Genomic DNA, 22,944 nt, shown 5'->3' with positions numbered 1-22,944 from the left:
GAAGAGGACAGACACGGCGGCGCCCCCCTGACCCGCACAGGCAGGGGGGCGCCGCCGTGTGTTTCGTCGTCTGTTTCGTCGTCTGTTTCGTCGTGGGGTCCGTCGAGTGATTCCCGGCCGGTCTCCGGTCTTCCGGTCTCCGGACTTCCGGACTTCCGGACTCAGGCGGTCCTGGGGGCCGCCTGCTGCACCACCTCGAAGGACCACAGGGTCGACCCGGAGGCCGCCGGGCGCGGCCGCTCGCCGCCCGCGCCGCCGCCTTCCCCGCCGCCCTGGTGCGCGGCCTTCATCGGCCCCTCCATCCAGGCCTTGAACGACTCCTCGTCCCGCCACCGGGTGTAGACGAGGTAGGTGTCGGTCCCCTCGACGGGCCGCAGCAGCTCGAACCACTCGAACCCGTCGGAGTTCTCCACGGCGTGCGCCCGCGAGGCGAACCGCTTCTCCAGCGTCTCCCGCTGCTCGGCGGGCACGGTCAGTACGTTGATCTTGACTACGCTCATACCTCCATCCTGCCCCTCCCGCACCCCCGGACCGCCCGCGCCCCACGGAAGGCGGCCGGAAGCGGTCCACGGCATCCCGCGCAGCGCCCGCGCGCCGGGGGCGCGGGGTCCGCGCGGGTCTCTCCGTGCGCCCCCGACGGCCCCCTGAGAGGCGTCCGGTGCCTCCCCTAGGGGATGTCACAGCTCGGCCGCAAACCCGGCCCGTACACCCCGGCCCCCGCACGCCGTTCGCCGGGAGCGGGTACGTTCGACGACGTGGCTGGATTCAGGATCGGACGCGGCGGCCGGGACGACCGGGCCCCGCAAGCGCGCCCTCAACAACCCCCGTACGGACAGCAGACGCCGCCCCGGGCGCCGTCGCACGGCTACCCGTCGGCGCCACAGCCGTACCCGCAGCAGCAACCGCAGTACGGCCGTCCCCCGCACGCCGGCCCCGGCGCGGGCGGTGGCTGGCCCGCGGCGAACGGCGGCGGCTACGGCGCCCCCGGAGGCCCCGCCGGTCACGGCGGACACGGCGGACAGGGAAGACAGGGCGGCCACGCCGGTCATGGCGGGTACGGAGGTCAAGGGGGCCACGGCGGTCACGGCGAGCCGGAGTACTTCGGTGACGGCGCGGGTCCCGCGGGCTCGGGACCCGATCCGTACGCGGCCGACAACCCGGGCAGCACCCAGGCGTTCGCGATCGGCGAGGACCCGTACTCGCAGGGCGAGATGTACCGGGCGGGCTCGGCCCCGGCCGGCCCGATCGGACCGCGTCTGCACTGGAAGGACCTGCTGCGCGGGATCGTCGTCGCGCCGAACCGGACGTTCCTCCAGATGCGCGACTACACGATGTGGGGCCCTGCCCTCGTCGTGACGTTCCTCTACGGCCTGCTGGCCGTCTTCGGCTTCGACGGAGCCCGCGCGGACGCCATCAACGCCACCCTCTCCAACGCGGTCCCGATCGTCCTGATCACGGCCGTGGCCATGATGGTCAGCGCGTTCGTCCTGGGCGTGGTCACCCACACCCTGGCCCGCCAGCTCGGCGGCGACGGCGCCTGGCAGCCCACGGTCGGCCTGTCCATGCTGATCATGTCCCTCACGGACGCGCCGCGCCTGGTCTTCGCCATGTTCCTCGGCGGCGACGCCGGTTTCGTCCAGCTCCTGGGCTGGGCCACCTGGGTCGCGGGCGGCGCCCTGCTGACCCTGATGGTCAGCCGCTCCCACGACCTGCCCTGGCCGAAGGCCCTGGGCGCGTCGGCGATCCAGCTGATCGCACTGCTGTCGATCGTGAAGCTGGGGACGTTCTAGGCCGCAGACGTGAGACCGCGGACATAAGAGGGGGTGGCACCCGGCGACCGCGCCGGACACCACCCCCTCTTCTGCTCTCTTCTGCCCTCTTGCCCTCTTCTGCCTCTCAGGCGTCGAGGACCTGTCCGGCCCGGCGCACGACGGGCGGCTCGACGCTCCGGGCTGACTTGACTCCATGACGGTAGTAGTCTGACGCCTGCTCTGGAGGCAGGGGAGGCCCGGACGTGGCAAGCAGGGTGGGGATCTACACCCGCGTCTCGCGGGACGACGAAGGCGAAGCGCTCGGCGTCGCACGACAGCAACAGGACTGCGAGTGTCTGGCGGACCTCCGATCCTGGCAGGCCGTGAAGGTCTACGAGGACAACGACGTGTCCGCGTTCAAGCGCCACGTCGTGCGCGAAGAGTTCGAATTGATGCTGACGGACCTCCGTGCCGGCCTGATCGACGGCATCGTGGCGTACGACCTTGACCGGCTCGCAAGACAGCCGCGCGACCTGGAACGGCTCATCGAGATCTACGACGAGCGCCCGCGCCTGGAGTTCGCCACTGTCACGAACGACATCAACATCGGAACGCCGGACGGCCGCACAATGGCGCGCATCATGGTCGCGTTCGCCAACAAGTCGTCGCACGACGCCTCACGCCGCATCCAGCGCAAGCACCTGGAGCTGGCCCAGCAGGGCAAGGACAGCGGCGGACCGGCACCGTATGGATGGCGGAAGGACGACCGGACCAAGGTCGACCCGGACGCGGCCAAGGCCATCCGCGAGGCACAGCGGGAGATCCTGGCCGGCGTCCGCATCGGAACCATCCGGACCAGGTGGCAGGAACAAGGCTTGGGCAACCCGCGGGCAGGCACGAAGCGCATGGCCCACCACCACGTCGAACACATCCTGACGAACCCGCGATTGGTCGGATACCGGACCTACCACGGCGAGATCCTGCACGGAGAAGACGGTCGGCCCGTCATGGGCGAGTGGGAGCCGATCAACGCCCTTGAGGAGTGGGAGGCGGTGTGCGCGGCGGTCGCCGAGCGCAAGAGGAAGCACCCTGGCAAGACGCTCGCCCGGAAGTACCTGCTCTCAGGGATCGCCCGTTGCGGACTGTGCAAGACCAAGATCCGAGGCCAGATCAACCAAAAGTGGCAACCGGGCTCAAAGGCTGCACGCTTCACCTATCAGTGCTCCGTGGTGAACGGCGGTTGCGGCAAGGTCGGACGCGTGGGTGATCCGGTCGACAGGCTGATAGCTCAACTTGTTCTTGAGGAACAACGCGCGCGAGCCGCAGTAACTGCCGTACCTGTCGACCAACGATGGTCGAGGGAGGCGGAGTTGCAGCAGATCAATGAAGACATTGCCCAGCTCGTCGCGGCCGAGAGGTCGAAGCAGATCACCGTGACCACGCTCTTGCAACTCTTGCCCCCCAAGGAGCGAGAGCGCGACGAGCTGAAGTTGGAGCGAGCCCGCTTCTACAAGGAGCAGAAGCAGGCAGAGGCCAAGAACGACACGACAAACGTGACCGTCGATGAGTTCTTGGCTCTGCCCGTCGAACGCCAACAAGAGATCGTGTTGCACAGCCTCTCCGCTGTGATCATCCATCCGGCCGGCCGAGGGCGACGCAAGTTCGACCCCAGCCTGATCGAACCAGTCTGGCGCTGACGATCAGAGCCGCCCCTGCAACACGAGCGCCCGGCGTACCCACTCTTCGTCACGCTCAGGGGCTCGACACAGATGCATTTGGATCCACTCATCTGTACTCATGACCTCGGACTTCCCCGTGTCCTTCCGGGACTGTGGCCGCTTGACGTCCTTACTCATCAAGCCCCGGCTGCGCTCCGCTCCGCCGGGCGCGCTTCCCGGCTCCGCTGCGGGCGCCGCTCCTGCCTTCGGCCCGCTCCGCCCGCGCTGCGCCGACGCGCGTAGCTGCATGGCACGCTTCAAGGCAAGAATGGCATCAATGCGATCCCATTCCGTGACATGCGTTCTTATTCTATGGTCCGCGTGGGCATGTGCGTAATCCGCGAGAGTCTTGCGATCCAGCGCCTCTCCACTGATTCCGGACCGGCCCGATCCATCTAGGAAACAATCCGGAAGTATTGCATTCAGCCACCACGTCAACTCACGCCCCATATGACGGTGGAAGTCGCGAGGATCCCATACCCGAACGGTTTATCGTCTGCAATAGCGAACCACAGCGTAACCCAAGCGACCACCCCCCACAGTGCCAGTAGAGCGATTACAGCTTCTGCTGGAAACACGATCCGCCAAGCAAGAGGGCGCCCGTTTACGAAGTGTTTGATGTCGCCAGCAAGGTCTAGCAAATCCTGCCTGCGAGACTCGCACAGTACGGCGGCACCGTCCGGAGTGAGATGCACGTTAAGTGAATTTGAGCTTGCTGAGAGACGGACTTCGGTTAGACCAGCATCGCTGGCATCCGTCAGATCAAACACCTCATCGGCGTCGTATCGACCAACTGACACCTGAACGGCTCCCCTGTCTTATCAGCGATCAGGGTTCTCAGGTCTTGGAGGTCGTCAAGGTTAAGCCTGACCGGTCCCAACGTCTCAATACGAACCCGGGACCGCTCACCTCTGACAAGTGTGAGCCCCACATCTCCCCCTACGGACTCGCCCCAGCCACTAGTCGTTGAAACGCTAGAGCGCTTCCTTGTTCACCTTGGGGTCTTCGCCCGACCTATGTACTGGAGGCAAGACGCTCCACGGGAAGTTGATCCAGTCGTCGGTGCGCTTCCAGACGTACTCGCACTTCACGAGCGAGTGGGACTTCTCGTAGACGACGGCGCTGCGCACCTCGGCGACGGTGTCGAGGCAGAAGTCGCGGACCAGCTTGAGCGTCTTGCCGGTGTCGGCGACGTCGTCGGTGATCAGGATCTTCTTGTCGGAGAAGTCGATCACGTTGGGCACGGGCGCGAGCATCACGGGCATCTCGAGCGTGGTGCCGACCCCGGTGTAGAACTCGACGTTCACCAGGTGGATGTTCTTGCAGTCCAGGGCGTAGGCGAGCCCACCGGCGACGAAGACCCCGCCGCGGGCGATGCTCAGCACTATGTCCGGCCGGAACCCGTCGTCGGCGATGGTCTGCGCGAGTTCGCGGACAGCGGTGCCGAACCGCTCGTAGGTGAGGTTCTCTCGTACGTCGCTCATGTGGTGGTGCCCCTCGGCTCAGACCTGGGTCCGGTGGAAGTTGAGATAGGAGCGCGAGGCGGTCGGACCGCGCTGCCCCTGGTAGCGGGACCCGTAGCGCTCACTGCCGTACGGAGCCTCGGCGGGCGAGGTCAGCCGGAACATGCACAGCTGCCCGATCTTCATCCCCGGCCACAGCTTGATCGGCAGGGTGGCGAGGTTCGACAGCTCCAGCGTCACGTGCCCGGAGAAGCCGGGGTCGATGAACCCGGCGGTGGAGTGCGTCACCAGCCCGAGCCGCCCGAGCGAGCTCTTCCCCTCCAGCCGGGAGGCGAGGTCGTCGGGCAGACCGATGACCTCGTACGTGCTGGCGAGGACGAACTCACCGGGGTGCAGGATGAACGGCTCGTCGCCGTCCGGTTCCACGAGCCGGGTGAGGTCCGGCTGCTCGACCGAGGGGTCGATGTGGGGGTAGCGGTGATTCTCGAACACCCGGAAGTAGCGGTCGAGCCGCACGTCGATGCTCGACGGCTGCACCATGGATTCGTCGTAGGGATCGATCCGCACCCGGCCCGCGTCGATCTCGGCCCGGATGTCCTTGTCTGAGAGAAGCACTCCCCGAGGATACGCAAGGGGCGCGGACCCCCCGCAATCGGACGGACCCACGCCCCGGCTCAGCCGCTCGCTCCTGCTTTCCCTCTACTGCTTCCCGAGCAGCACGGGCACCGGCACCGCACTGCGGAGCCGGGCACACCGGGGGCACCGCACGAGCCGCCCGGGGCCGAGCCGCTCGGCCTGCTGCATCGGGAACGAAGCGGTGCTGAACACGTGCCCCTCGGCACAACGGACGACGGTGCGCTCCATCAAGCCCTCAAGTCCCTTCCCCAGAACCCCGTCTGGCCTTCTGCCACCTGACGACAAAAGCCACATTACGGGATGCAGGAGACGACCCACCAGGCGGCACTCCGGCCCCGCCGGCACCCTCCCCCGCACCTCCACCGTACGCCCAACTCCGCCCCACCGGTGCCCTCCTGCCCCCACCCGAAACACCACCGACCCCCGGCACGACGGCGCCGGGGGTCAGCGATGGGGTAGAGTGAGCGAGCACCGGACACCGACTCCGTCGGCGTCTTACGCGGGTGTAGTTTAATGGTAGAACATCAGCTTCCCAAGCTGAGAGCGCGAGTTCGATTCTCGTCACCCGCTCCACGAGAAACCCCCAGGTCAGTGACCCGGGGGTTCTTTGCTGTCTGGACCGGTGGGCGGGTGGCGCACCATGAGCGCACACCTACGCCCAAGCGCACCACTCAATTACATGATCGGGGGCAGGATCGGGGCCGACCCGAGGTCCTCGGCGGTCGAGCGCAGGAACTGCTTGCGCGGCTTACCAAGGGCGTCGCGGTGTCGCGGCTCAGACCTTCTCGGCACTCAGGCGCGGATGCTCGGCGGTGAGCAGGCCGATGTCTTCCACATCGGAAGTCAGGATCGTCACCCGGCCGGGATGCTGGAGGGCGGTCGCGCACAGCATGGCGTCGATGGCGTACTTGTGGCCGTGCAGCCCCGCTGCCCGCAGCAAGGCGGCAGCGGATTGCGCGACGGCTTGGGTTACGGGCTCGACGCCCAAGCGGGACAGGGTCCACTTCAGTGCGGCGTCGTTGATCTTCGGATGGATCACCTCGACCAACACGGCCGCCGAGGTGATCACGGGCAAGTCCGCGTCGCGAGCCGCCGTAAGCCACTCGTGGATTTCCCGATCGCGTTGCACGGCCTTCGCCAGGCCCTCGCTGTCCAGGACCAGGACACCGCTCATGCAGCCGTCCCAGCCTGTGAATCGCCCCCGGTCAGCCGGGCGCGCTTGGCCGCCACGGCCTCGGGATCGGCCGGGCCGTGCACCTTGTCGAAGTCCGCGATCAGCTCGCCCAGGCTGTCCCGCTCGATCTGCCGCTGGGCTGCCTTCTCCAGGTAGGCCGAGACGCCCCGCTTTCCGACCCGCTCACGGATTGCGTGCAGGGTTCCAGCGGTCAGGGTGACGGAGATACCGCTGGCGGGGCCGTCGCCGGGCGGGAAGTCCACATCGTCATCAGTCACGCTCCCAGTATGCCATTGGAAATGGCATAGCGGACGGCCAAGTGCACCACGAGGCGACGCAGCAGTTCGTCGCGGTCGGCGGGGAGGTGGACGACAAGAGGGCGGCCTGGACCTCCTTGATCAGCCTCTGCCGGATCGCCTCGACGACGGGGCGCTCCCGCTCGAAGTAGGTGCGCTCGGGGTAGTCCACGCCGTACCTGCCGTGGAGGCGGTGCACCTCCTCGTCCACGGACAACCGCGTGAAGCCACGTGCCGCCAGGGCCTGGGCGACGGTGGTCTTGGCGGAGCCGGTCGGGCCGGCGAGGAGAACGGCGAGAGGCACTTACAGATCCCTTCCGCGTGGTGCTGTCAGCGGGCATGGGTCGGTGTGGGCGGCCGGTCCGTCGAGGGCCAGGTCAGAGACCTGGGCCTTTTTGCTGTGTTCGGGGGGTGGGCATACTGTCGGCTGGTCTCTGATCGCCGTGCAGTCGCCGTGCAGTCATCGCCCCGGGACCGGCCGGGGAGGGCGGTGGTCGTGGGGGGGCGCGGGGAGTGGGGGGTTGTCGTGGGGCTGATGGACCGTATCCGCGGTGAGTTCATCGACATCATCGAGTGGACCGACGACGGCCGGGACACGATCGTGTGGCGGTTTCCGCGGTACGAGAACGAGATCAAGATGGGCGCGCGGCTCGTGGTGCGCGAGTCGCAGGTGGCCGTGTTCGTGAACGAGGGGCGGCTGGCCGATGTGTACCAGCCGGGCACGTACACCCTCACGACGCAGAACATGCCGGTGCTGTCCACGCTGAAGGGCTGGAAGCACGGCTTCGAGTCACCGTTCAAGGCCGAGGTCTACTTCGTCACCACCCGGCAGTTCACCGACTTCAAGTGGGGCACCCAGAACCCGGTGATCCTGCGGGACGCCGACTTCGGCATGGTCCGGGTCCGTGCCTTCGGCACCTTCGCGGCCAAGGTGGTGGACGCGGCCGCGCTGCTGCGCGAACTGGTGGGCACCGACCCGCAGTTCCGCACCGAGGAGGTCGGCGAGCACCTGCGGCAGCTGATCGTCTCCAAGCTGGGCTCCGCGCTGGGCTCGTCCGGCGTACCGCTGCTGGACCTGGCCGCGCGGCAGGACGGCATCGGGCGGCAGCTGGCCGAGGCGCTGACCCTGGAGCTGTCCTCCACCGGCATCGCCATCCCCCGGTTCTACATCGAGAACATCAGCGTCCCGCCGGAGATCGAGGCGGCGATCGACACCCGCTCCCGGATGACGATCACGGGCAACCTCGACGACTACGCCAAGCTCCAGGCGGCCGACGCGATCCCGATCGCCGCGGCCAACCCCGGCACCGGCGGCGAGGCGCTCGGACTGGGCGTCGGCATGGCGCTCGGGCAGCGGATCGTGCAGAGCACCGCGGCCGGTACGGCGGCTGCGCAGGCCCCCGCCGCACCGGTGGCCCCGGCCCCGCCCCCGGCGCAGCCCGCCGGGCCCGGCGTCCCGCCGCCGCTGCCCACCGCGCCGCGCTGGTTCCTCGCGGTCGGCGGGCAGCAGCGGGGCCCGTACGACGAGAGCGCGCTGGCCGGGCAGGTCGCGGCCGGGAACCTGAACCGGACCACACTGGTCTGGCGCAACGGGCAGGCCGCCTGGCAGCCCGCGGACCAGATCCCGGAACTGGCGCCGCTGCTCGCCGACGTCCCGCCGCCGCTGCCCCCGCTGCCCCCGCAGGGCTGAGATCCGTCACGCCTGCCGGAATTCTCCGGCAACAGGTCACAAGGAGAAGTGAGTTGACGGATCAGGACGTCGTCCCGGCGCCCGACCGGGCGTTCCACTGCGAGGCGTGCGGCGGGGTCAGCGAGTACGCGCCCGGGACGTACGCGCTGCGCTGCCCGTACTGCCGGCACGAGCAGGGCATCACGCCGGTGCCGCGGCAGGTGACCGAGCACCCGTTCGAGGAGCTGGCCGCGCTGCCCCTCCGGGCGGTCGCGCCGGACCGGGTGAAGGTGTACACCTGCCCCGGCTGCCACGCGGTGACCGAGAGCGACACGCTCAGCGACAAGTGCCAGTTCTGCGCGACCCCGCTGGTCGCGGACGCCTCCGGCACCGAGCGCGTGGTGCCCGAGGCGGTGCTGCCCTTCGGGGTGGGCCGCGAGCAGGCCCGTGAGGCGCTGGCGAAGTGGACCAGGTCCCGCTGGTTCGCGCCCGGCGAGCTGAAGAAGGTCACCGAGGCGGAGAGTTTCCGGGGCAGCTACCTCCCGCACTGGACGTACGACGCGCAGACGACGACCCACTACAGCGGCGAGCGCGGCGAGTACTACTGGGTGGAGGAGCAGGACTCCGAGGGTCAGACCCGGAAGGTGCGGCACACCCGCTGGCACCACACCTCCGGGACGGTCGAGCGGTTCTTCGACGATGTGCTGGTGCCCGGCAGCGGCCAGGTCCCGATGGCGGAACTGGACAGGCTGACGCCCTGGCCGCTGGCGGAGACGGTCCCGTACCAGGAGGAGTACCTGGCGGGCTTCCGCACCGTCCGCTACGACGTCGAGCCGGAGGCGGGCCTGGAGTCGGCGAAGGCGCGGATGGAGCCGGTGATCCGCGCGGACTGCCGGCGGGACATCGGCGGCGACGAGCAGCGGGTGCACTCGATGTCCACCTCCTACAGCGGTCTCACCTACAAGCTGGTGCTGCTGCCCGTCTGGTTCCTGACCTATCTCCACGCGGGCAGGGCGTGGCCGGTGATGGTCAACGCCCGTACCGGCGAGGTCATCGGCGAACGGCCGTACAGCGCGGCGAAGATCGCCCTGGCGTCGGTGGCCGGTGCGCTGCTGATCGCGCTGGTGGTGCTGCTCGTGGTGATGCAGCGCACCTGAGGGCCAAGGACCAAGAGCCAACTGAGGGCCGGGGAGACGCAGGCAGGGCAGGGGCGGGGTGGCCTCTCCCCTCGACCGTGCGGGCGTCCTGCCGGGGTCGGAAATCTGTTGTTGCTGCGGCAGGTTTTCGGGGTCGACAGATCTATGTTCCGCGCGGGGGCGGCGGCTTCGGGGCCGTGGACCGGGGGCAGCGGTGCCGCGGGGCGGAGGTGGCGTTGCCGCAGGACGGGGAGGCCCGTGCGCGCGAGCCTCCCCGTGCGCCGGAAAACTGGGTGCGTGCGGCGCGGAAACCTGCTGCCGTCGGCACAGGATTACCGGCCGCGTCGAGCACAGGATTACCCGCCGGGGCATGGCAGGAATTCGCGGACACCACGGAAAAGGCATGGGCGCCGCCAACGGACGTGTGTTAGCGTGATAGCAGTTGCAGTTTTGGTTGCCAGAGATTCATTCTTTGCAGAGCTTTCCGGGATCTTTCCGGAGGGGTGATCATCGCGGCGACTCGGCCTTCGTAAAGTGCGGAGTCCGGCACTGCCCCTCAAGGGAGATTCAATATGGCATCTGGCACCGTGAAGTGGTTCAACGCGGAAAAGGGCTTCGGCTTCATCGAGCAGGACGGTGGCGGCGCTGACGTGTTCGCCCACTACTCGAACATCGCCACCTCCGGCTTCCGCGAGCTTCAGGAAGGCCAGAAGGTTACCTTCGACGTCACGCAGGGCCAGAAGGGTCCGCAGGCCGAGAACATCGTTCCCGCCTGACGCTGACGCGCATCGTCGCGGGCCCAGGGCCCGCGCATCACGTGGCTGGGGCCCGCGCTCTTGGGGTGCGGGTCCCAGCTCGTTGATTTTTCCCGTCCGGATCGCCCCGGACCGCCGGCCGTCCCGGCCTTCAGCGCCACGAGGCCCGGCTCTTCTTTTTCTTCGGCTCATTCTTGCGAATCCTCGTGCGGCCGACGCCGCTGGACGGAATTCCTCGATACGCCGCATCGAGGAAGGTTCCTCCATGAACCGCACCCGCCGCACCGGTGGCACGTCCGGTGCTTCTCGCTCTTCCGGTTCGTCCGGCTCATTCGGCTCGTCCGGCTCGTCCGGCTCTTCTTCCGGCAGTCGCTTCCGCGGTCAGGGATCGGGCCGCCAGGCTCCCCGCGCGGGCACCGGGCGACCGGCCCGGCAGAGTGCCCGCAGCGCCCCGCGCCGCCAGGAGTTCGCCCTCCCGGTCACCCTCACCGAACCGCTGCCCGCCGTCGAGACGTTCGCCGAACTCGACCTGCCCGCAGGGCTGTCGGCCGCGCTCGTCGCCGAGGGCGTGAGCGTGCCCTTCCCGATCCAGGCGGCCACGCTGCCGAACACGCTGGCCGGCCGGGACGTCCTGGGCCGGGGCCGTACGGGCTCGGGCAAGACGCTCGCCTTCGGGCTGCCGGTGCTGGCCCGGCTGGACGGGCAGCGGGCCCAGCCCCGCCAGCCGCTCGCGCTGGTCCTCGTACCGACCCGGGAACTGGCCCAGCAGGTCACCGACGCGCTCGCCCCGTACGCCCGTGCGCTGCGCCTGCGGCTCGCGACCGTGGTGGGCGGCGTCTCGATCGGCCGCCAGGCGCATGTGCTGCGCGGCGGCGCCGAGGTCGTCGTCGCGACGCCCGGCCGGCTCAAGGACCTGATCGAACGGGACGCCTGCCGGCTGGACCAGGTCGCGGTCACCGTGCTGGACGAGGCCGACCAGATGGCCGACATGGGCTTCATGCCGCAGGTCACCGCCCTGCTCGACCAGGTCCCCTCGCGCGGCCAGCGGATGCTGTTCTCGGCCACCCTGGACCGCAACATCGACCTGCTGGTCCGCCGCTACCTGAACGACCCCGTCGTCCACTCGGTCGACCCGTCCGCCGGAGCGGTCACCACGATGGAGCACCATCTGCTCCACGTGCACGACGCCGACAAGCACACCGCCGCGACCGAGATCGCCGCCCGCGAGGGTCAGGTGATCATGTTCCTGGACACCAAGCACGCGGCCGACCGGCTCGCCAAGCACCTGCTGTCCGTCGGCGTGCGCGCCGCGGCCCTGCACGGCGGCAAGTCCCAGCCGCAGCGCAACCGGACGCTCGCCCAGTTCAAGGGCGGCCAGGTCACCGCGCTGGTCGCCACCAACGTCGCCGCCCGCGGGATCCACGTCGAGGGCCTCGACCTCGTCGTCAACGTCGACCCGCCCGGCGACCACAAGGACTACCTGCACCGCGGCGGACGTACGGCACGCGCCGGTGAGTCCGGCACCGTCGTCACCCTGGTCCTCCCGCACCAGCGGCGCGCGATGGACCGGCTGATGGCAGACGCCGGTATCGCGCCGCGTTCCGCCCGGATCCGTCCGGGCGAGGACGAGTTGCAGCGCATCACCGGCGCCCGGACCCCCTCCGGCGTCCCCGTCATCCTCGCCGCACCGGCCGAGAGCCGGCGCGAGGACGAGGGGTCCGCCGGGCGCCACCGCAGGGGGCGCGGCGGAGCGCGCGGTACGGGCGGGGCGCGAGGCAGCGGCCGCGGTACCGGGCGGGGCGGGAGCGGCCGGGTCTCCGGGCAGGTCCGCGGGGCCGCGCGGGGGAACATCGCGTAGACCGCGCCGTGCGGCACGGGCACGCCCCGGCACGACGAAGACGAACGAGCAACGAGTACCGCGAGTACCGCGAGTACCGCGAGTACCGCGAGTACCGCGAGTACCGCGTACGACGAAGACGAACAACGAAGACAAAGACAAAGACGAAGACGAAGACGAACGACCCGTCCGACGAAGTCGAAGAGGAGAAGCCCTTGACGTCCTTCCCGCTTCCGCCGCGCACCCAGCGGGCCGGCCACGACGACGGCACCGGCCTGACTGCCCGTGACGCCATGCACGCCCTCGGGCCGCAGGTCGACGACCACATGGCGGTCGACGTGGCCCTGTCCGTGCTCATCGGCGCACGCGTCCAGCATCTGCTCCTGCGGGACGAGGACGGGCGCTGCGCGGGGCTGGTCACCCGGGCGCAGCTCGCCGGTCACCGCGGCGGTTCGTGGTTCAGCGACCGGACGCGGCTGCGGGACATCCCGCTCGACCGCGGGCCGTTCACTCCATCCCGGTCGTCCCTGAGCGAGGCGGAGGCCACGATGCGGGGCAGGACCCTGGACGCGTCCCCCGTCGTCGACGAGCACGGCTACGCCCTGGGCGTCCTCGCGCTCACCCCCTGACCGCCCGCCGGTCCCCGCACGGGCCCGGCCCGGTCCGCTCCTCCGGACCGTTCCCGGTCCGGGTCCGTGCCCCCTTCCGACCGCCGTCACACGGCCGCCCGCCCCGGCGGCCTTCCCCATCCCCTGTGGAGGCATCCATGCGCTGTGTCATCGCCCGTTTCCCGTTCGACCTGCTCAAGAGCGAGGTCGAGCAGTCCATGAGCGGGATCACCCCCGAGACCGTCACCGGTGTGTCCGTGACCATCGGCCGCCGGGTCTACCCCGTCATGCAGGTCGGTGAAGTGATCACCCGCCAGAACCGCCGCGACTTCACAACCTTTGAGATGCGCCGGGCCCTCACCCGGCTCGGTTTCACCTGCCACGACGCGCCCGCGGCTCCGTCCGCGTCGGCCGGGCTCATGGGGACCGACAAGGACCCGCTCGGCTGGTGACACCCGCGGACCCGCACGGGCGACGGGGCCCCGGGCCGGGGCCCCTCAGATCCACCACCCGGCACCCCGCAGCCCGCGCCCCGCACCCCGCACCCGGTACCTACCGGCGGCTCCCCGGGCGGTGACGCGGGATCGCGATCAGCGGTCAGACGCGCGTCCGGGATCAGCCGTCAGGTGCACGAACGGGATGGCCCGGCCCGCTTCGCGGAACAGGGTCTCGTCGTCGGCCGCGTGGAAGCCCATGAACGCGCAGAGGCGGCGGGCGAGCCGGGGGGTGCGGGCGGCGTAGCGGGACATGATGGCGGCGCCCTCGTCGGGCGTGAGGAAATGGGCGGTGACGGCGTGGTGCCGGTTGCCTGCCTGGACGACGGTCTTCGGCTGGGCGCGCAGGTTGCGGTACCAGGCGGCCCGCGGCCCGAAACCCGACGCGACGGTCCAGCCCGACGCGTCATGGTGCACGACCTCCAGGACCACCCGGCGGTCGAGTCCGCTGACGCGGCCGGTGTGGTGCAGCAGGAGCAGCCGCCCGCCGAACACCCACCCGAGCCCCGCGCGGAACAGAAGGATCGGTGCGCGCGCGACCAGGCGCCGCGGGCCGGAAGGCAGCCGGGGGCGGTGCGGTTCCGGTGAGCTGGGGTGTGCCATCGGCGCCTTCCGCTGGTCGGACGGATGAGGTCGGGGCCGGGACCCCGGCCGTCTACGGTGATGCTTCAGCCCCGTACCTTTGCACAGTCTAAAGGTTGAGTTCGTCCATGGGGAGGGTCTTCGGCAGGGTCCACGGTAGAAAGGAGGCATGCCGGAGCGTGAGACCCCCGCGGGGACGACGGACGATGTCGATACGGTCACCCGGGCGGTGCTGACCGCCTCCCGGCTGCTGGTCGCGGTCTCCGCCCGCTCGCTCGCCGAGGTCGAGGACCGGGTGACACTCCCCCAGTTCCGCATGCTGGTCGCACTCTCCAGCCGCGGCGCCACCAAACTCGTCGCCCTCGCCGAACTGCTCCAGGTGGCGCCTTCCACCGCCATGCGCATGATCGACCGGCTCATCGCCACCGGACTGGCCGACCGCCGCCCCAACCCCGTCAACCGCCGCGAGACCCTGCTCCAGCTCACCGACGAGGGCCGCCGCACCGTCGAGAACGTCACCGCACGACGCCGCACCGAGATCGCCGCCATCGTCGAACGCCTCGACCCCGCCCAGCGCACCGCCCTCATCGACGCCCTGGCCGCCTTCAACCAGGCCGGCGGCGAACCCTCCGCCCCCACCGGCGAGCCCTTCCCGCTGGGCTGGGAGGACGGCCTGACCGGCCGCAGCGGTTAGAACTCCCCCCGGCGCACGTGCGTTTGAGACAAACACCGGGTCTATATCATGCACATAACATTCACAGGTCCGGGACAGTCATGTCCCGGACATCGCGCACATTGTGGGGATCCGAGTGCGTCCGACTTCTTCGCGCGTCCTCCGCGGCGCGCTGACGGCTGCTGCCGCGGCCGCGCTCCTCGGGACCGCGACCGCCGCGCCCGCCCATGCCGCCAGCGGATACGACCGCTGCGCGTCGGGTCAGCTCTGCGTCTTCAGCGATCCGCTGGGCCAGGGCCGGATGCTGGTCGTCAAGGGCAGCATGCTGGGCCTCGGCTCATGGGACAACCGCATCAGCTCCTACGCCAACTACACCGACTGGCCGGTGTGCTTCACCCTCGCCCCGGGTCTCGATCCGCGGCAGGGCGCCGTCCACGCGTACCCGAGCCAGGGCTCCTTCGATGAGAGCGCCACACCCGAACTGGACAACGCGGTCAGCTCCCTCGACCTGGGGCCCGAGGCCGACTGGTTCTGCGGGAGCGAGAGCCGCTACCCGGCCTTCCAGTGGGACAACGCGCCCAGGCACCGGCCCGCGGCGACCACCGCCCTCGGCGCCTTCGGCGACATGAACGGCGACGGGTACGCCGACCTCGTCTCCCGCAACAAGTTCGGCCAGTTGTGGGTCTCGCACGGCCACGGCAGCGCGGGCCAGGACCTGCTGGCCGGCAGCGGCTGGAACGGCATGGCCCAGCTGGTCCGGCACGGCGACTACGACGGGGACGGCAAGGAGGACCTGTACGCCCGGGACAAGGCCGGGAACCTCTGGCTCTACCCCGGCCGCGGCGACGCCACCTTCGGCAAGCGCGTCCAGGCGGGCAGCGGCTGGAACAGCATGCGCGAGATCAGCGCTGCCGGTGACCTGACCGGCGACGGCAGGGCCGACCTGCTCGCGGCCGACGGCACGGGCTCCCTGTGGACGTTTCCGGGCAACGGCAAGGGCGGCTTCGGCGCGCGCGTGAAGACCGGCAGCGGCTGGAAGGCGATGAACGCACTCGTCGGCGCGGGCGACATGAACGCCGACCGGCGGGCGGACCTGGTGGCCCGCGACACCGCGGGGAGGCTGTGGTTGTACCCCGGCGACGGCAAAGGCTCCTTCGGTACGCGCCGGCTCATCGGCAAGAGCGGCTGGAACTCGGTCACCGGACTGGCCGGAGTGGGCGACGTCACCGGTGACGGGCGCCCCGACCTGGTCGCCCACGCTCCCGGCTCGCACTCGCTGCGCGTGTACCCGGGCACCGGCGCGTCCGACGGCGGCCTCAAGGCCCCGAAGGACCTCGCCGGTCTCCCGTCGGACGTCCTGGCGTTCTGACCGGCCCCGACCTCCGACGGCGCTCCCTGCTCGCGCGCTTCCCGCGCCCCCCCGCCCCCTCTCACCCCCGCGCCCCCGGACCCGCAACCTCCTGACCGAACGGAGACCCATCCATGCTTCGCACTTCCCGGAGCCGGTGAGCCCCGGGCTCGCCCCGGCCGAGCCGGCGCACCGCCGCCCGGCGCGTCCTGGGCGCCGCCGTCGCCCTGGCCGCGTCCGTGGCCACGCTGGTCACCACCGCCCCGCAGGCGGCGGCCGACGACTCCGCCCGCTGCCCCTCCGGTCAGCTGTGCCTGTTCCAGTACGGCGGCTACAAGGGCGCGATGAGGATCGTCTCGTCGAGCCAGCCCACCCTGCGCGGGTTCGACAACACGACCTCGTCGCTGGTCAACAACAGCTCGATGTACGCCATGGCGTTCCCCGGGGCCAAGTACAGCGGCAGCGACCGTGACATGCTGCTCATCACCCCGCACAACGGACCCGTCGACCTGAGCGACGGCGCGTTCGACGGCCGTCTGGACAACACGATCAGCTCGATCCGGGTCGCCACCACCGAGTACGAGGTCACCCAGGGCGTTCCCTGGATGGACTGGTACCGCAGGGCGGAGTACCGGCGGCCCGCCGGGCTGCCCGCCGTGTCCCGCTTCGGCGACCTGGACGACGACGGCCGCGCCGATCTGCTGGAGCGCGCGGCCGACGGCCGGCTGTGGTTCCTGTCGGGCATCGGCAACGCCGACACGGTGACCAAGGGCAAGCTCGTCGGCAGCGGCTGGAACAGCATGATCCAGCTGGTCCGGCACGGCGACTACGACGGGGACGGCAAGGAGGACCTGTACGCCCGGGACAAGGCCGGGAACCTCTGGCTCTACCCCGGCCGCGGCGACGCCACCTTCGGCAAGCGCGTCCAGGCGGGCAGCGGCTGGAACAGCATGCGCGAGATCAGCGCGGCCGGCGATCTCTCCGGTGACGGACGCCGGGACCTGCTGGCCCGCGACACCACCGGGAAGCTGTGGCTGTACCCGGGCAACGGCAAGGGCGGCTTCGGCACCCGCAGGATCATCGGCACCAGCGGCTGGAACTCCATGAACCAGCTCGCCGCACCGGGTGACATGACCGGCGACGGCAGGGCCGACCTGCTCGCCCGCGACGGGTCACGCACCCTGTGGCTCTACCCGGGCGACGGCAAGGGCGGCCTGGGCGCGCGCAAGAAGCTGCCGTACGCCTGGCCCGCCGACATGCCGGTCATCGCGACCGGTGACGTGGACGGCGACGGACGGTCCGACATCATGCGGCCCGTCGGCTACCAGCTCTTCCTCTATCACGGGAACGGCAAGGGCTCCGTCGACGCCCCGATGGGCGACATGCTCTGGGACACCGCGATCGACGTCCGCGTTCTGTGACCGCCCCGCTCCCGCCGCGACCCTGCGGCCGGGGCGGCGCAATATCTGTGGTGGCCGGGTGAGGAATTGCCATGCCGCCCGGGAAGTATTCCCGGGCGGTGTGCGGAAGGCAATTATGGACCCCGCGCGGGCAGGTGAGGGACGTGCTAGTCTCGACAGCAGTTGCAGTTGTGGTTGCCTGACCGTTTTCTCGACGGGGTGATCATCACGGCGACCGGAGTCCGCACAGGGCGGAACTCCGAGCACCGTCCCGAAGGAGAAACAAATGGCTACCGGCACCGTGAAGTGGTTCAACTCGGAAAAGGGCTTCGGCTTCATCGAGCAGGATGGCGGCGGCCCCGACGTCTTCGCCCACTACTCGAACATCGCGACGTCCGGCTTCCGTGAGCTGCTGGAGGGCCAGAAGGTGTCGTTCGACATCGGTCAGGGCCAGAAGGGCCCGACGGCCGAGAACATCGTTCCCGCCTGACGCCCACCCGCGCAGACGCGTACTTTCGCAGCTGGGGCCCGCACCGTGAGGTGCGGGCCCCAGCTCGCTGCGTTTCCGGGTGCGGCACGGGAATTTCTGCCGTCCGGGCGGTGTTGGGACTGATTCGGGCAGTTTCAGGTGTGCCCGACCGCTTTACCGTCCGCATTTCCTCCCGACCTCCGTCCCGCGCCTTTCCAACTTTCACCCTGCGTCACCTTCTCCCTTCACCCTTCGCCTCTTCGGCCCGTTCTCGCGATTCTCCGCGCCGCTCCACCGCTGCGGGAATTCCTTGATACGTGTCGCATCAAGGAAGGTTCCCGTATGAGCCGCGCCCAGAGCCGCGTACGCCGCCCTGCCGCCGCCCGGGGCGACTTCGCCCCGCCCCGCACCCGCACCCCCGCGCTGCCCGCGGTCGAGTCGTTCGCCGAGCTCGCCCTGCCTCCGGAGCTGTTGGCCACCCTCGGCCGGGAGGGCGTGAGCACGCCCTTCCCGATCCAGGCCGCGACGCTGCCGAACTCCCTGGCCGGCCGGGACGTGCTCGGCCGGGGCCGCACCGGTTCCGGCAAGACCCTCGCCTTCGGACTCGCGCTGCTGGCCCGTACGGCGGGCCGGCGGGCCGAGCCCCGGCGCCCGCTCGGCCTCGTGCTGGTGCCCACCCGCGAGCTGGCCCAGCAGGTCACCGACGCCCTCACCCCGTACGCCCGCTCCGTGGGCCTCAAGCCGCCCGCCACCGTGGTCGGCGGGATGTCGATCGGCCGCCAGGCCGGTGCGCTGCGGGCCGGGGCCGAGGTCGTCGTCGCGACCCCGGGGCGGCTCAAGGACCTCATCACCCGCGGCGACTGCCGGCTGGACGACGTCGCCGTCACCGTCCTGGACGAGGCCGACCAGATGGCCGACATGGGCTTCATGCCGCAGGTCACCGCCCTGCTCGACCAGGTGCGCCCGGACGGGCAGCGCATGCTGTTCTCGGCCACCCTCGACCGCAACGTCGACCTGCTGGTCCGCCGCTATCTGAACGACCCGGTGGTCCACTCCGTGGACCCCTCGGCCGGTGCCGTCACCACGATGGAGCACCACGTGCTGCACGTGCACGACGAGGACAAGCACCGGACCACCACCGAGATCGCGGCACGCGACGGCCGGGTGATCATGTTCCTGGACACCAAGCACGCGGTGGACCGGCTCACCAAGCACCTGCTGAAGAGCGGTGTCCGCGCGGCCGGGCTGCACGGCGGCAAGTCCCAGCCGCAGCGCACCCGGACCCTCGGCCAGTTCAAGAGCGGGCAGGTGACCGTACTGGTCGCGACCAACGTCGCGGCCCGCGGGATCCACGTCGACGACCTCGACCTCGTCGTCAACGTCGATCCGCCCACCGACCACAAGGACTACCTGCACCGCGGCGGGCGTACGGCGCGGGCCGGCGAGTCCGGCAGCGTCGTCACCCTGGTGACCCCCGGGCAGCGCCGGGACGTGAGCCGGCTGATGGCCGCGGCCGGGATCACCCCGCGGATCACCCCGGTGCGCGCGGGCGACAGCGAGCTGCACCGCATCACGGGCGCCCAGGAGCCCTCCGGTGTCCCGGTGGTCGTCACGGCGCCGGTCCCTGCGCAGGCCGGTCCCCGCTCCGGCCGGTCGTCGTCCGGTACGTCCGGTGCGTCCGGGTCGTCCGGCTCCGGGCGCTCCTCCCGCTCCCGGTCCCGCCGGTCCTCGTCCCGGTCGGGCGCGGCGGCGGACTCCGGCACGGCGGCGGGCGCCGCCGCCCCCTCCCGTTCCGGTGCTTCCCCCTCCCGTTCCGCTGCTGCGGGCGCGGCGGCGGAACGTTCCGCTCCGGCGTCGTCCCGGGGCGGCCGCCGTGGCGGCGGCGCCCAGGGCCGGTCCGCCGGTGAGGCGCCGCGCCGCGGGGCACGGCGGTCGTCGTCCGGGTCGCCGCGGACGGCCCAGCAGCGCTGAACCCGGCCGCGGTGATCCCACCGCGGCCGGGATCGCACGGGTGTCCGCCGACCTGGCCGGGCGGCGGAGCGGGCGCATGGTGTTCAATTTCCCTCGAAGCGTTGCGCAACGAGGTGACATGACAGCAGGCAATCCGCTCAACGATCGACTGGACGACGACGACTACCCCGCTTACACGATCGGGCGGGCCGCCGAGATGCTCGGTACCACCCCGGGGTTCCTGCGCGCACTCGGCGAGGCCCGTCTGATCACTCCGCTCCGTTCCGAGGGCGGCCACCGCCGCTACTCCCGCTACCAGTTGCGGATCGCCGCGCGGGCCCGCGAACTCGTCGACAAGGGCACCCCCATCGAGGCCGCCTGCCGCATCGTCATCCTCGAGGACCAGCTGGAGGAGGCCCAGCGCATCAACGCGGAGTACCGCCGTGCCACGCGCGAGCGGGGCGGGGACCGCGACGCGCCGCCGTCCGGCTGAGCGCGCGCGGCCCCGCCGCGCCGCTCAGGCCGGGGACTCGCGCCGCTCAGGCCGGGGACTCGGCGGCGGCGCCCGCCTCGGCCACCGGATCCGTCCGCACCGCCGCCTCCGCCCCGGCCGCCGGGTCCGTCCCGGCGGGCACGGGCAGGACCGGGCGGCGGCGGACCGGGAGTCCGAACGTCGGGTGGGCGACGCCCCAGGCGGCTCCCTTGCAGACGATCTCCTTGTAGAGGGCGGCCGTCCGTCCGGTCAGGGCCGCCCGGACCGCTCGGTCGTCGGCGGTGACGTACTGGATCAGGCCCTGCCTGCGGCCCAGCGAGACGCACTGGTTGAAGTAGCGCAGCGGCACGTTCGGGAGCTTGGTGCCGGTCAGGCGGGCGGCGATGGCGTCGGCGGCCTGCCACGCCGAGGGGATGCCCGTGGCGCACGACATGCGCAGCGGCTTGCCGCCGGGGCCCGCCGCGAGGGCCGCGTCGCCGATGGCGTAGACCTGCGGGTGGGAGAGCGAGCGCATGGTCGCGTCGACCACGATCTGCCCGGTGCCGGAGACCTCCAGGGTGGTGTCCCCGGTGAGCGGGTGGACGGCGAACCCGGCGGTCCAGACGGTGACCTCGGCCGGGATCGGCGTGCCGTCGCCGGTGCGGACGCGAGCGGCCTCGACGGCGGTGACGGCGGTGTGCTCGTGCACGGTGATGCCGAGCCCGTCGAAGACCTTCCGCAGATGGCGGCGCGCCTTGGGCGAGAGGGGCTCGCCGAGCCCGCCGCGCGCGGCGAGGGCGACGTCGAGGTCCGGTCGGGCCTCGGCGATCTCGGTCGCGGCCTCCAGACCGGTGAGCCCGCCGCCGACGACGACCACGGGCGCGCCCGCCGCCAGCCCGGCCAGGCGTTCCCGCAGCCGGAGGGCCCCGGCGCGGGAGGCGACCTCGTGGGCGTGCTCGGCGGCGCCCGGTACACCGCGGCCGTCCCAGGCGCTGCCGAGGGCGTGGACGAGGGTGTCGTACGTCAGTTCCTCGGCCTCGCCGGTGCCGTCCGGGTCGCGGACGGTCACGGTCCGGCGGTCGGCGTCGAGGCCGGTGACCCGCGCGATCCGCAGGGTGACACCGGTGCCCTCGAACATCTTCCGCAGCGGGCGGGGCGCGAGGTCCTGGCCGGACGCGAGCTGGTGCAGCCGGACGCGCTCGACGAAGTCGGGCTCGGCGTTGACGAGGGTGATGGCGACGTCTTCGCGGCGCAGCCGCCTGGCGAGGCGTCCGGCGGCGCTGGCTCCGGTGTATCCGGCTCCGAGGACGATGATGCGGTGCTGCATCTCCATGCTCCTGTCTTGAGCGGGTTCGCCCCTTGAACCGGGCGGGCCGCCGTTTCCTGACAGGGAGGGGATGTGAAGCACCTCACATCCCCTCGGGAGGGGTCAGTAGGCGCGGAAGAGGGGCGCTCCGTGGTCCTCCTGCGCCCATTGCCGGGTGGCGCGCTCCAGCTTGTCGGGGTTGACCTGGCTGCGGAACGCGGCGATGCCCTCGGCCGTGATCTCCAGGCAGATGACGCCGATGACCCGCCCGTCGACGAGTGCGACCACGGCGGGGCCGCCGTTGGCGGTGCCGATGTACACCTCCGGCGAGCCGCCGGCCAGGGCGCGCTTGGCCGGGCCGGCCTTGAACAGGCCGCGCATGAACGTCGCGACCGCGCGGGCGCCCTCGAACGCCGTGGCCCGCGCCGGCACCTTCCCGCCGCCGTCGCCGACCGCGACGGCGTCCTGGGTGAGCAGCCGGACCAGCGGTTCGGTCCGGCCGCTGGTGGCCGCGGCCAGGAACTCCTCGACGACCCGCCGGGCGGCGGCGCCGTCGATCTCGGCGCGGGGCCTGCCGTCCGCGACATGCTTCCTGGCCCGGTGGAAGGTCTGCTGGCTGGCGGCCTCGGTGAGGTCGAGGATCGCGGCGATCTCGCGGTGCGTGTAGCCGAACGCCTCGCGCAGCACATAGACCGCGCGCTCGGCCGGGGAGAGGCGCTCCAGCAGGACGAGGACCGCGTACGAGAGGGAGTCGCGCTGTTCGGCGGTGTCGGCGGGGCCGAGCATCGGGTCACCGGCGAGCAGCGGTTCGGGCAGCCACTGGCCGACGTAGGTCTCGCGGCGGGCGCGGGCGGAGGCGAGCTGGTTGAGGCAGAGGTTGGTGAGGACCTTGGTCAGCCATGCCTCGGGGACCTCGACACGGCCGGTGTCGGCGGCCTGCCAGCGCAGGAACGTGTCCTGCACGGCGTCCTCGGCCTCGCTCGCCGAGCCGAGCAGGCGGTAGGCGATGGCCTCCAGGCGCGGCCTGGATGCCTCGAACCGGTCCACGTCGTCCACGGTCAGGCCCATGGCCCGGAATCCTAAGCCCTCCCGGCCGCCGGGCGGCCCCTGCCGTCCGCACTCGTCGCTCGTGACCCGCGACTTGTCGTTCGTGACCTGCGACTCGTCCCTCGTGACCCGCGACTTGTCCCTCGTCACTCGCAATTCG

At 71.0% G+C, this 22,944-nt stretch carries 23 protein-coding genes and 1 tRNA gene; 15 read left to right on the top strand and 9 right to left on the bottom strand.

The features are described 5' to 3' along the window. Nucleotides 1–161: 161 nt before the first annotated feature. Nucleotides 162–500, bottom strand: a complete 339-nt coding sequence (locus A8713_RS16660) for an antibiotic biosynthesis monooxygenase family protein (protein ID WP_064534296.1) — start codon at nt 498–500, stop codon at nt 162–164. A gap of 174 nt (nt 501–674) precedes the next feature. On the opposite strand from A8713_RS16660, the gene A8713_RS16655 reads away from it, so the two are divergent. Together A8713_RS16655 and A8713_RS16650 are read left to right on the top strand one after the other, a co-directional pair. Beyond that, nucleotides 675–1,790: a Yip1 family protein gene (locus A8713_RS16655; RefSeq protein WP_079159004.1), complete on the top strand. Its 1,116-nt coding sequence runs from the start codon at nt 675–677 to the stop codon at nt 1,788–1,790. Nucleotides 1,791–2,014: 224 nt separating this feature from the next. Next, nucleotides 2,015–3,448, top strand: coding sequence for a recombinase family protein (locus tag A8713_RS16650; protein ID WP_064534295.1), 1,434 nt, complete (start codon nt 2,015–2,017; stop codon nt 3,446–3,448). Nucleotides 3,449–4,443: 995 nt separating this feature from the next. Here A8713_RS16650 and A8713_RS16645 read toward each other — a convergent pair. Both A8713_RS16645 and dcd read right to left on the bottom strand, forming a co-directional pair. Beyond that, nucleotides 4,444–4,953: a phosphoribosyltransferase gene (locus A8713_RS16645; RefSeq protein WP_064534294.1), complete on the bottom strand. Its 510-nt coding sequence runs from the start codon at nt 4,951–4,953 to the stop codon at nt 4,444–4,446. A gap of 18 nt (nt 4,954–4,971) precedes the next feature. Then, complete coding sequence (gene dcd / locus A8713_RS16640; protein WP_018569038.1) at nt 4,972–5,547, bottom strand: dCTP deaminase; 576 nt, start codon at nt 5,545–5,547, stop codon at nt 4,972–4,974. 520 nt (nt 5,548–6,067) lie between these two features. Between dcd and A8713_RS16635 the strand changes: the two genes are divergently transcribed. Next, a tRNA-Gly gene (locus A8713_RS16635) sits at nt 6,068–6,141 on the top strand. A gap of 202 nt (nt 6,142–6,343) precedes the next feature. On the opposite strand, the gene A8713_RS16630 is transcribed toward A8713_RS16635, so the two are convergent. The 3 genes from A8713_RS16630 to A8713_RS16620 are packed head-to-tail and all read right to left on the bottom strand — an operon-like array spanning nt 6,344 to nt 7,342. Then, nucleotides 6,344–6,742: a PIN domain-containing protein gene (locus A8713_RS16630; RefSeq protein ID WP_064534293.1), complete on the bottom strand. Its 399-nt coding sequence runs from the start codon at nt 6,740–6,742 to the stop codon at nt 6,344–6,346. Next, complete coding sequence (locus A8713_RS16625; RefSeq protein ID WP_064534292.1) at nt 6,739–7,020, bottom strand: hypothetical protein; 282 nt, start codon at nt 7,018–7,020, stop codon at nt 6,739–6,741. The genes A8713_RS16630 and A8713_RS16625 overlap by 4 nt, the downstream gene beginning before the upstream one ends. Further along, nucleotides 7,013–7,342 (bottom strand): AAA family ATPase, encoded by a 330-nt coding sequence (locus A8713_RS16620; protein ID WP_237305393.1) that lies wholly within the window; start codon nt 7,340–7,342, stop codon nt 7,013–7,015. Before A8713_RS16620 ends, A8713_RS16625 begins: the two co-directional genes overlap by 8 nt. Before the next feature lie 231 nt (nt 7,343–7,573). Between A8713_RS16620 and A8713_RS16615 the strand changes: the two genes are divergently transcribed. The 6 genes from A8713_RS16615 to A8713_RS16590 all read left to right on the top strand — a co-directional run bounded on the left by A8713_RS16615 (nt 7,574) and on the right by A8713_RS16590 (nt 13,495). After that, nucleotides 7,574–8,728: an SPFH domain-containing protein gene (locus A8713_RS16615; RefSeq protein ID WP_237305392.1), complete on the top strand. Its 1,155-nt coding sequence runs from the start codon at nt 7,574–7,576 to the stop codon at nt 8,726–8,728. Between the two features lie 53 nt (nt 8,729–8,781). Further along, complete coding sequence (locus A8713_RS16610; protein WP_064534290.1) at nt 8,782–9,864, top strand: hypothetical protein; 1,083 nt, start codon at nt 8,782–8,784, stop codon at nt 9,862–9,864. Between the two features lie 551 nt (nt 9,865–10,415). After that, a complete protein-coding gene (locus A8713_RS16605) occupies nt 10,416–10,619 on the top strand; it encodes a cold-shock protein (RefSeq protein WP_007383480.1) in 204 nt (67 codons plus the stop codon). A 244-nt stretch (nt 10,620–10,863) separates the two neighbouring features. Continuing rightward, nucleotides 10,864–12,456: a DEAD/DEAH box helicase gene (locus tag A8713_RS16600; protein WP_064534289.1), complete on the top strand. Its 1,593-nt coding sequence runs from the start codon at nt 10,864–10,866 to the stop codon at nt 12,454–12,456. Nucleotides 12,457–12,728: 272 nt separating this feature from the next. Then, entirely contained in the window at nt 12,729–13,064 is a 336-nt protein-coding gene (locus A8713_RS16595; RefSeq protein WP_064537540.1) for a CBS domain-containing protein, read from the top strand. A 137-nt stretch (nt 13,065–13,201) separates the two neighbouring features. Next, complete coding sequence (locus A8713_RS16590; RefSeq protein WP_064534288.1) at nt 13,202–13,495, top strand: SCO5918 family protein; 294 nt, start codon at nt 13,202–13,204, stop codon at nt 13,493–13,495. A gap of 138 nt (nt 13,496–13,633) precedes the next feature. Here A8713_RS16590 and A8713_RS16585 read toward each other — a convergent pair whose 3' ends face one another. Then, nucleotides 13,634–14,140 (bottom strand): nitroreductase family deazaflavin-dependent oxidoreductase, encoded by a 507-nt coding sequence (locus A8713_RS16585; protein WP_064534287.1) that lies wholly within the window; start codon nt 14,138–14,140, stop codon nt 13,634–13,636. Nucleotides 14,141–14,288: 148 nt separating this feature from the next. Between A8713_RS16585 and A8713_RS16580 the strand changes: the two genes are divergently transcribed. The 6 genes from A8713_RS16580 (at nt 14,289) to A8713_RS16555 (ending at nt 20,452) form a co-directional block, all read left to right on the top strand. Further along, nucleotides 14,289–14,813, top strand: coding sequence for a MarR family winged helix-turn-helix transcriptional regulator (locus A8713_RS16580; RefSeq protein ID WP_064534286.1), 525 nt, complete (start codon nt 14,289–14,291; stop codon nt 14,811–14,813). A gap of 115 nt (nt 14,814–14,928) precedes the next feature. Continuing rightward, nucleotides 14,929–16,161 (top strand): FG-GAP-like repeat-containing protein, encoded by a 1,233-nt coding sequence (locus tag A8713_RS16575; RefSeq protein ID WP_079159003.1) that lies wholly within the window; start codon nt 14,929–14,931, stop codon nt 16,159–16,161. A gap of 218 nt (nt 16,162–16,379) precedes the next feature. Further along, nucleotides 16,380–17,561, top strand: a complete 1,182-nt coding sequence (locus A8713_RS16570; RefSeq protein WP_237305391.1) for an FG-GAP-like repeat-containing protein — start codon at nt 16,380–16,382, stop codon at nt 17,559–17,561. Between the two features lie 265 nt (nt 17,562–17,826). Beyond that, complete coding sequence (locus A8713_RS16565) at nt 17,827–18,030, top strand: cold-shock protein (RefSeq protein ID WP_064534285.1); 204 nt, start codon at nt 17,827–17,829, stop codon at nt 18,028–18,030. A gap of 321 nt (nt 18,031–18,351) precedes the next feature. Continuing rightward, nucleotides 18,352–19,980, top strand: coding sequence for a DEAD/DEAH box helicase (locus A8713_RS16560; protein WP_064534284.1), 1,629 nt, complete (start codon nt 18,352–18,354; stop codon nt 19,978–19,980). A 118-nt stretch (nt 19,981–20,098) separates the two neighbouring features. Next, nucleotides 20,099–20,452, top strand: a complete 354-nt coding sequence (locus A8713_RS16555; RefSeq protein WP_018569051.1) for a MerR family transcriptional regulator — start codon at nt 20,099–20,101, stop codon at nt 20,450–20,452. A gap of 46 nt (nt 20,453–20,498) precedes the next feature. On the opposite strand, the gene A8713_RS16550 is transcribed toward A8713_RS16555, so the two are convergent. Both A8713_RS16550 and sigJ read right to left on the bottom strand, forming a co-directional pair. After that, complete coding sequence (locus A8713_RS16550) at nt 20,499–21,758, bottom strand: NAD(P)/FAD-dependent oxidoreductase (RefSeq protein ID WP_064537538.1); 1,260 nt, start codon at nt 21,756–21,758, stop codon at nt 20,499–20,501. 102 nt (nt 21,759–21,860) lie between these two features. After that, on the bottom strand, nt 21,861–22,805 hold the full coding sequence (gene sigJ / locus A8713_RS16545; protein WP_064534283.1) for an RNA polymerase sigma factor SigJ: 945 nt from the start codon (nt 22,803–22,805) through the stop codon (nt 21,861–21,863). Nucleotides 22,806–22,944: the final 139 nt, after the last annotated feature.

It is taken from the genome of Streptomyces sp. SAT1 (assembly GCF_001654495.1).
Taxonomy (GTDB): Bacteria; Actinomycetota; Actinomycetes; order Streptomycetales; family Streptomycetaceae; genus Streptomyces; species Streptomyces andamanensis.
Note: the sequence above shows the minus strand (reverse complement) of the source record. Positions and strands in the feature narration are given on the sequence as shown.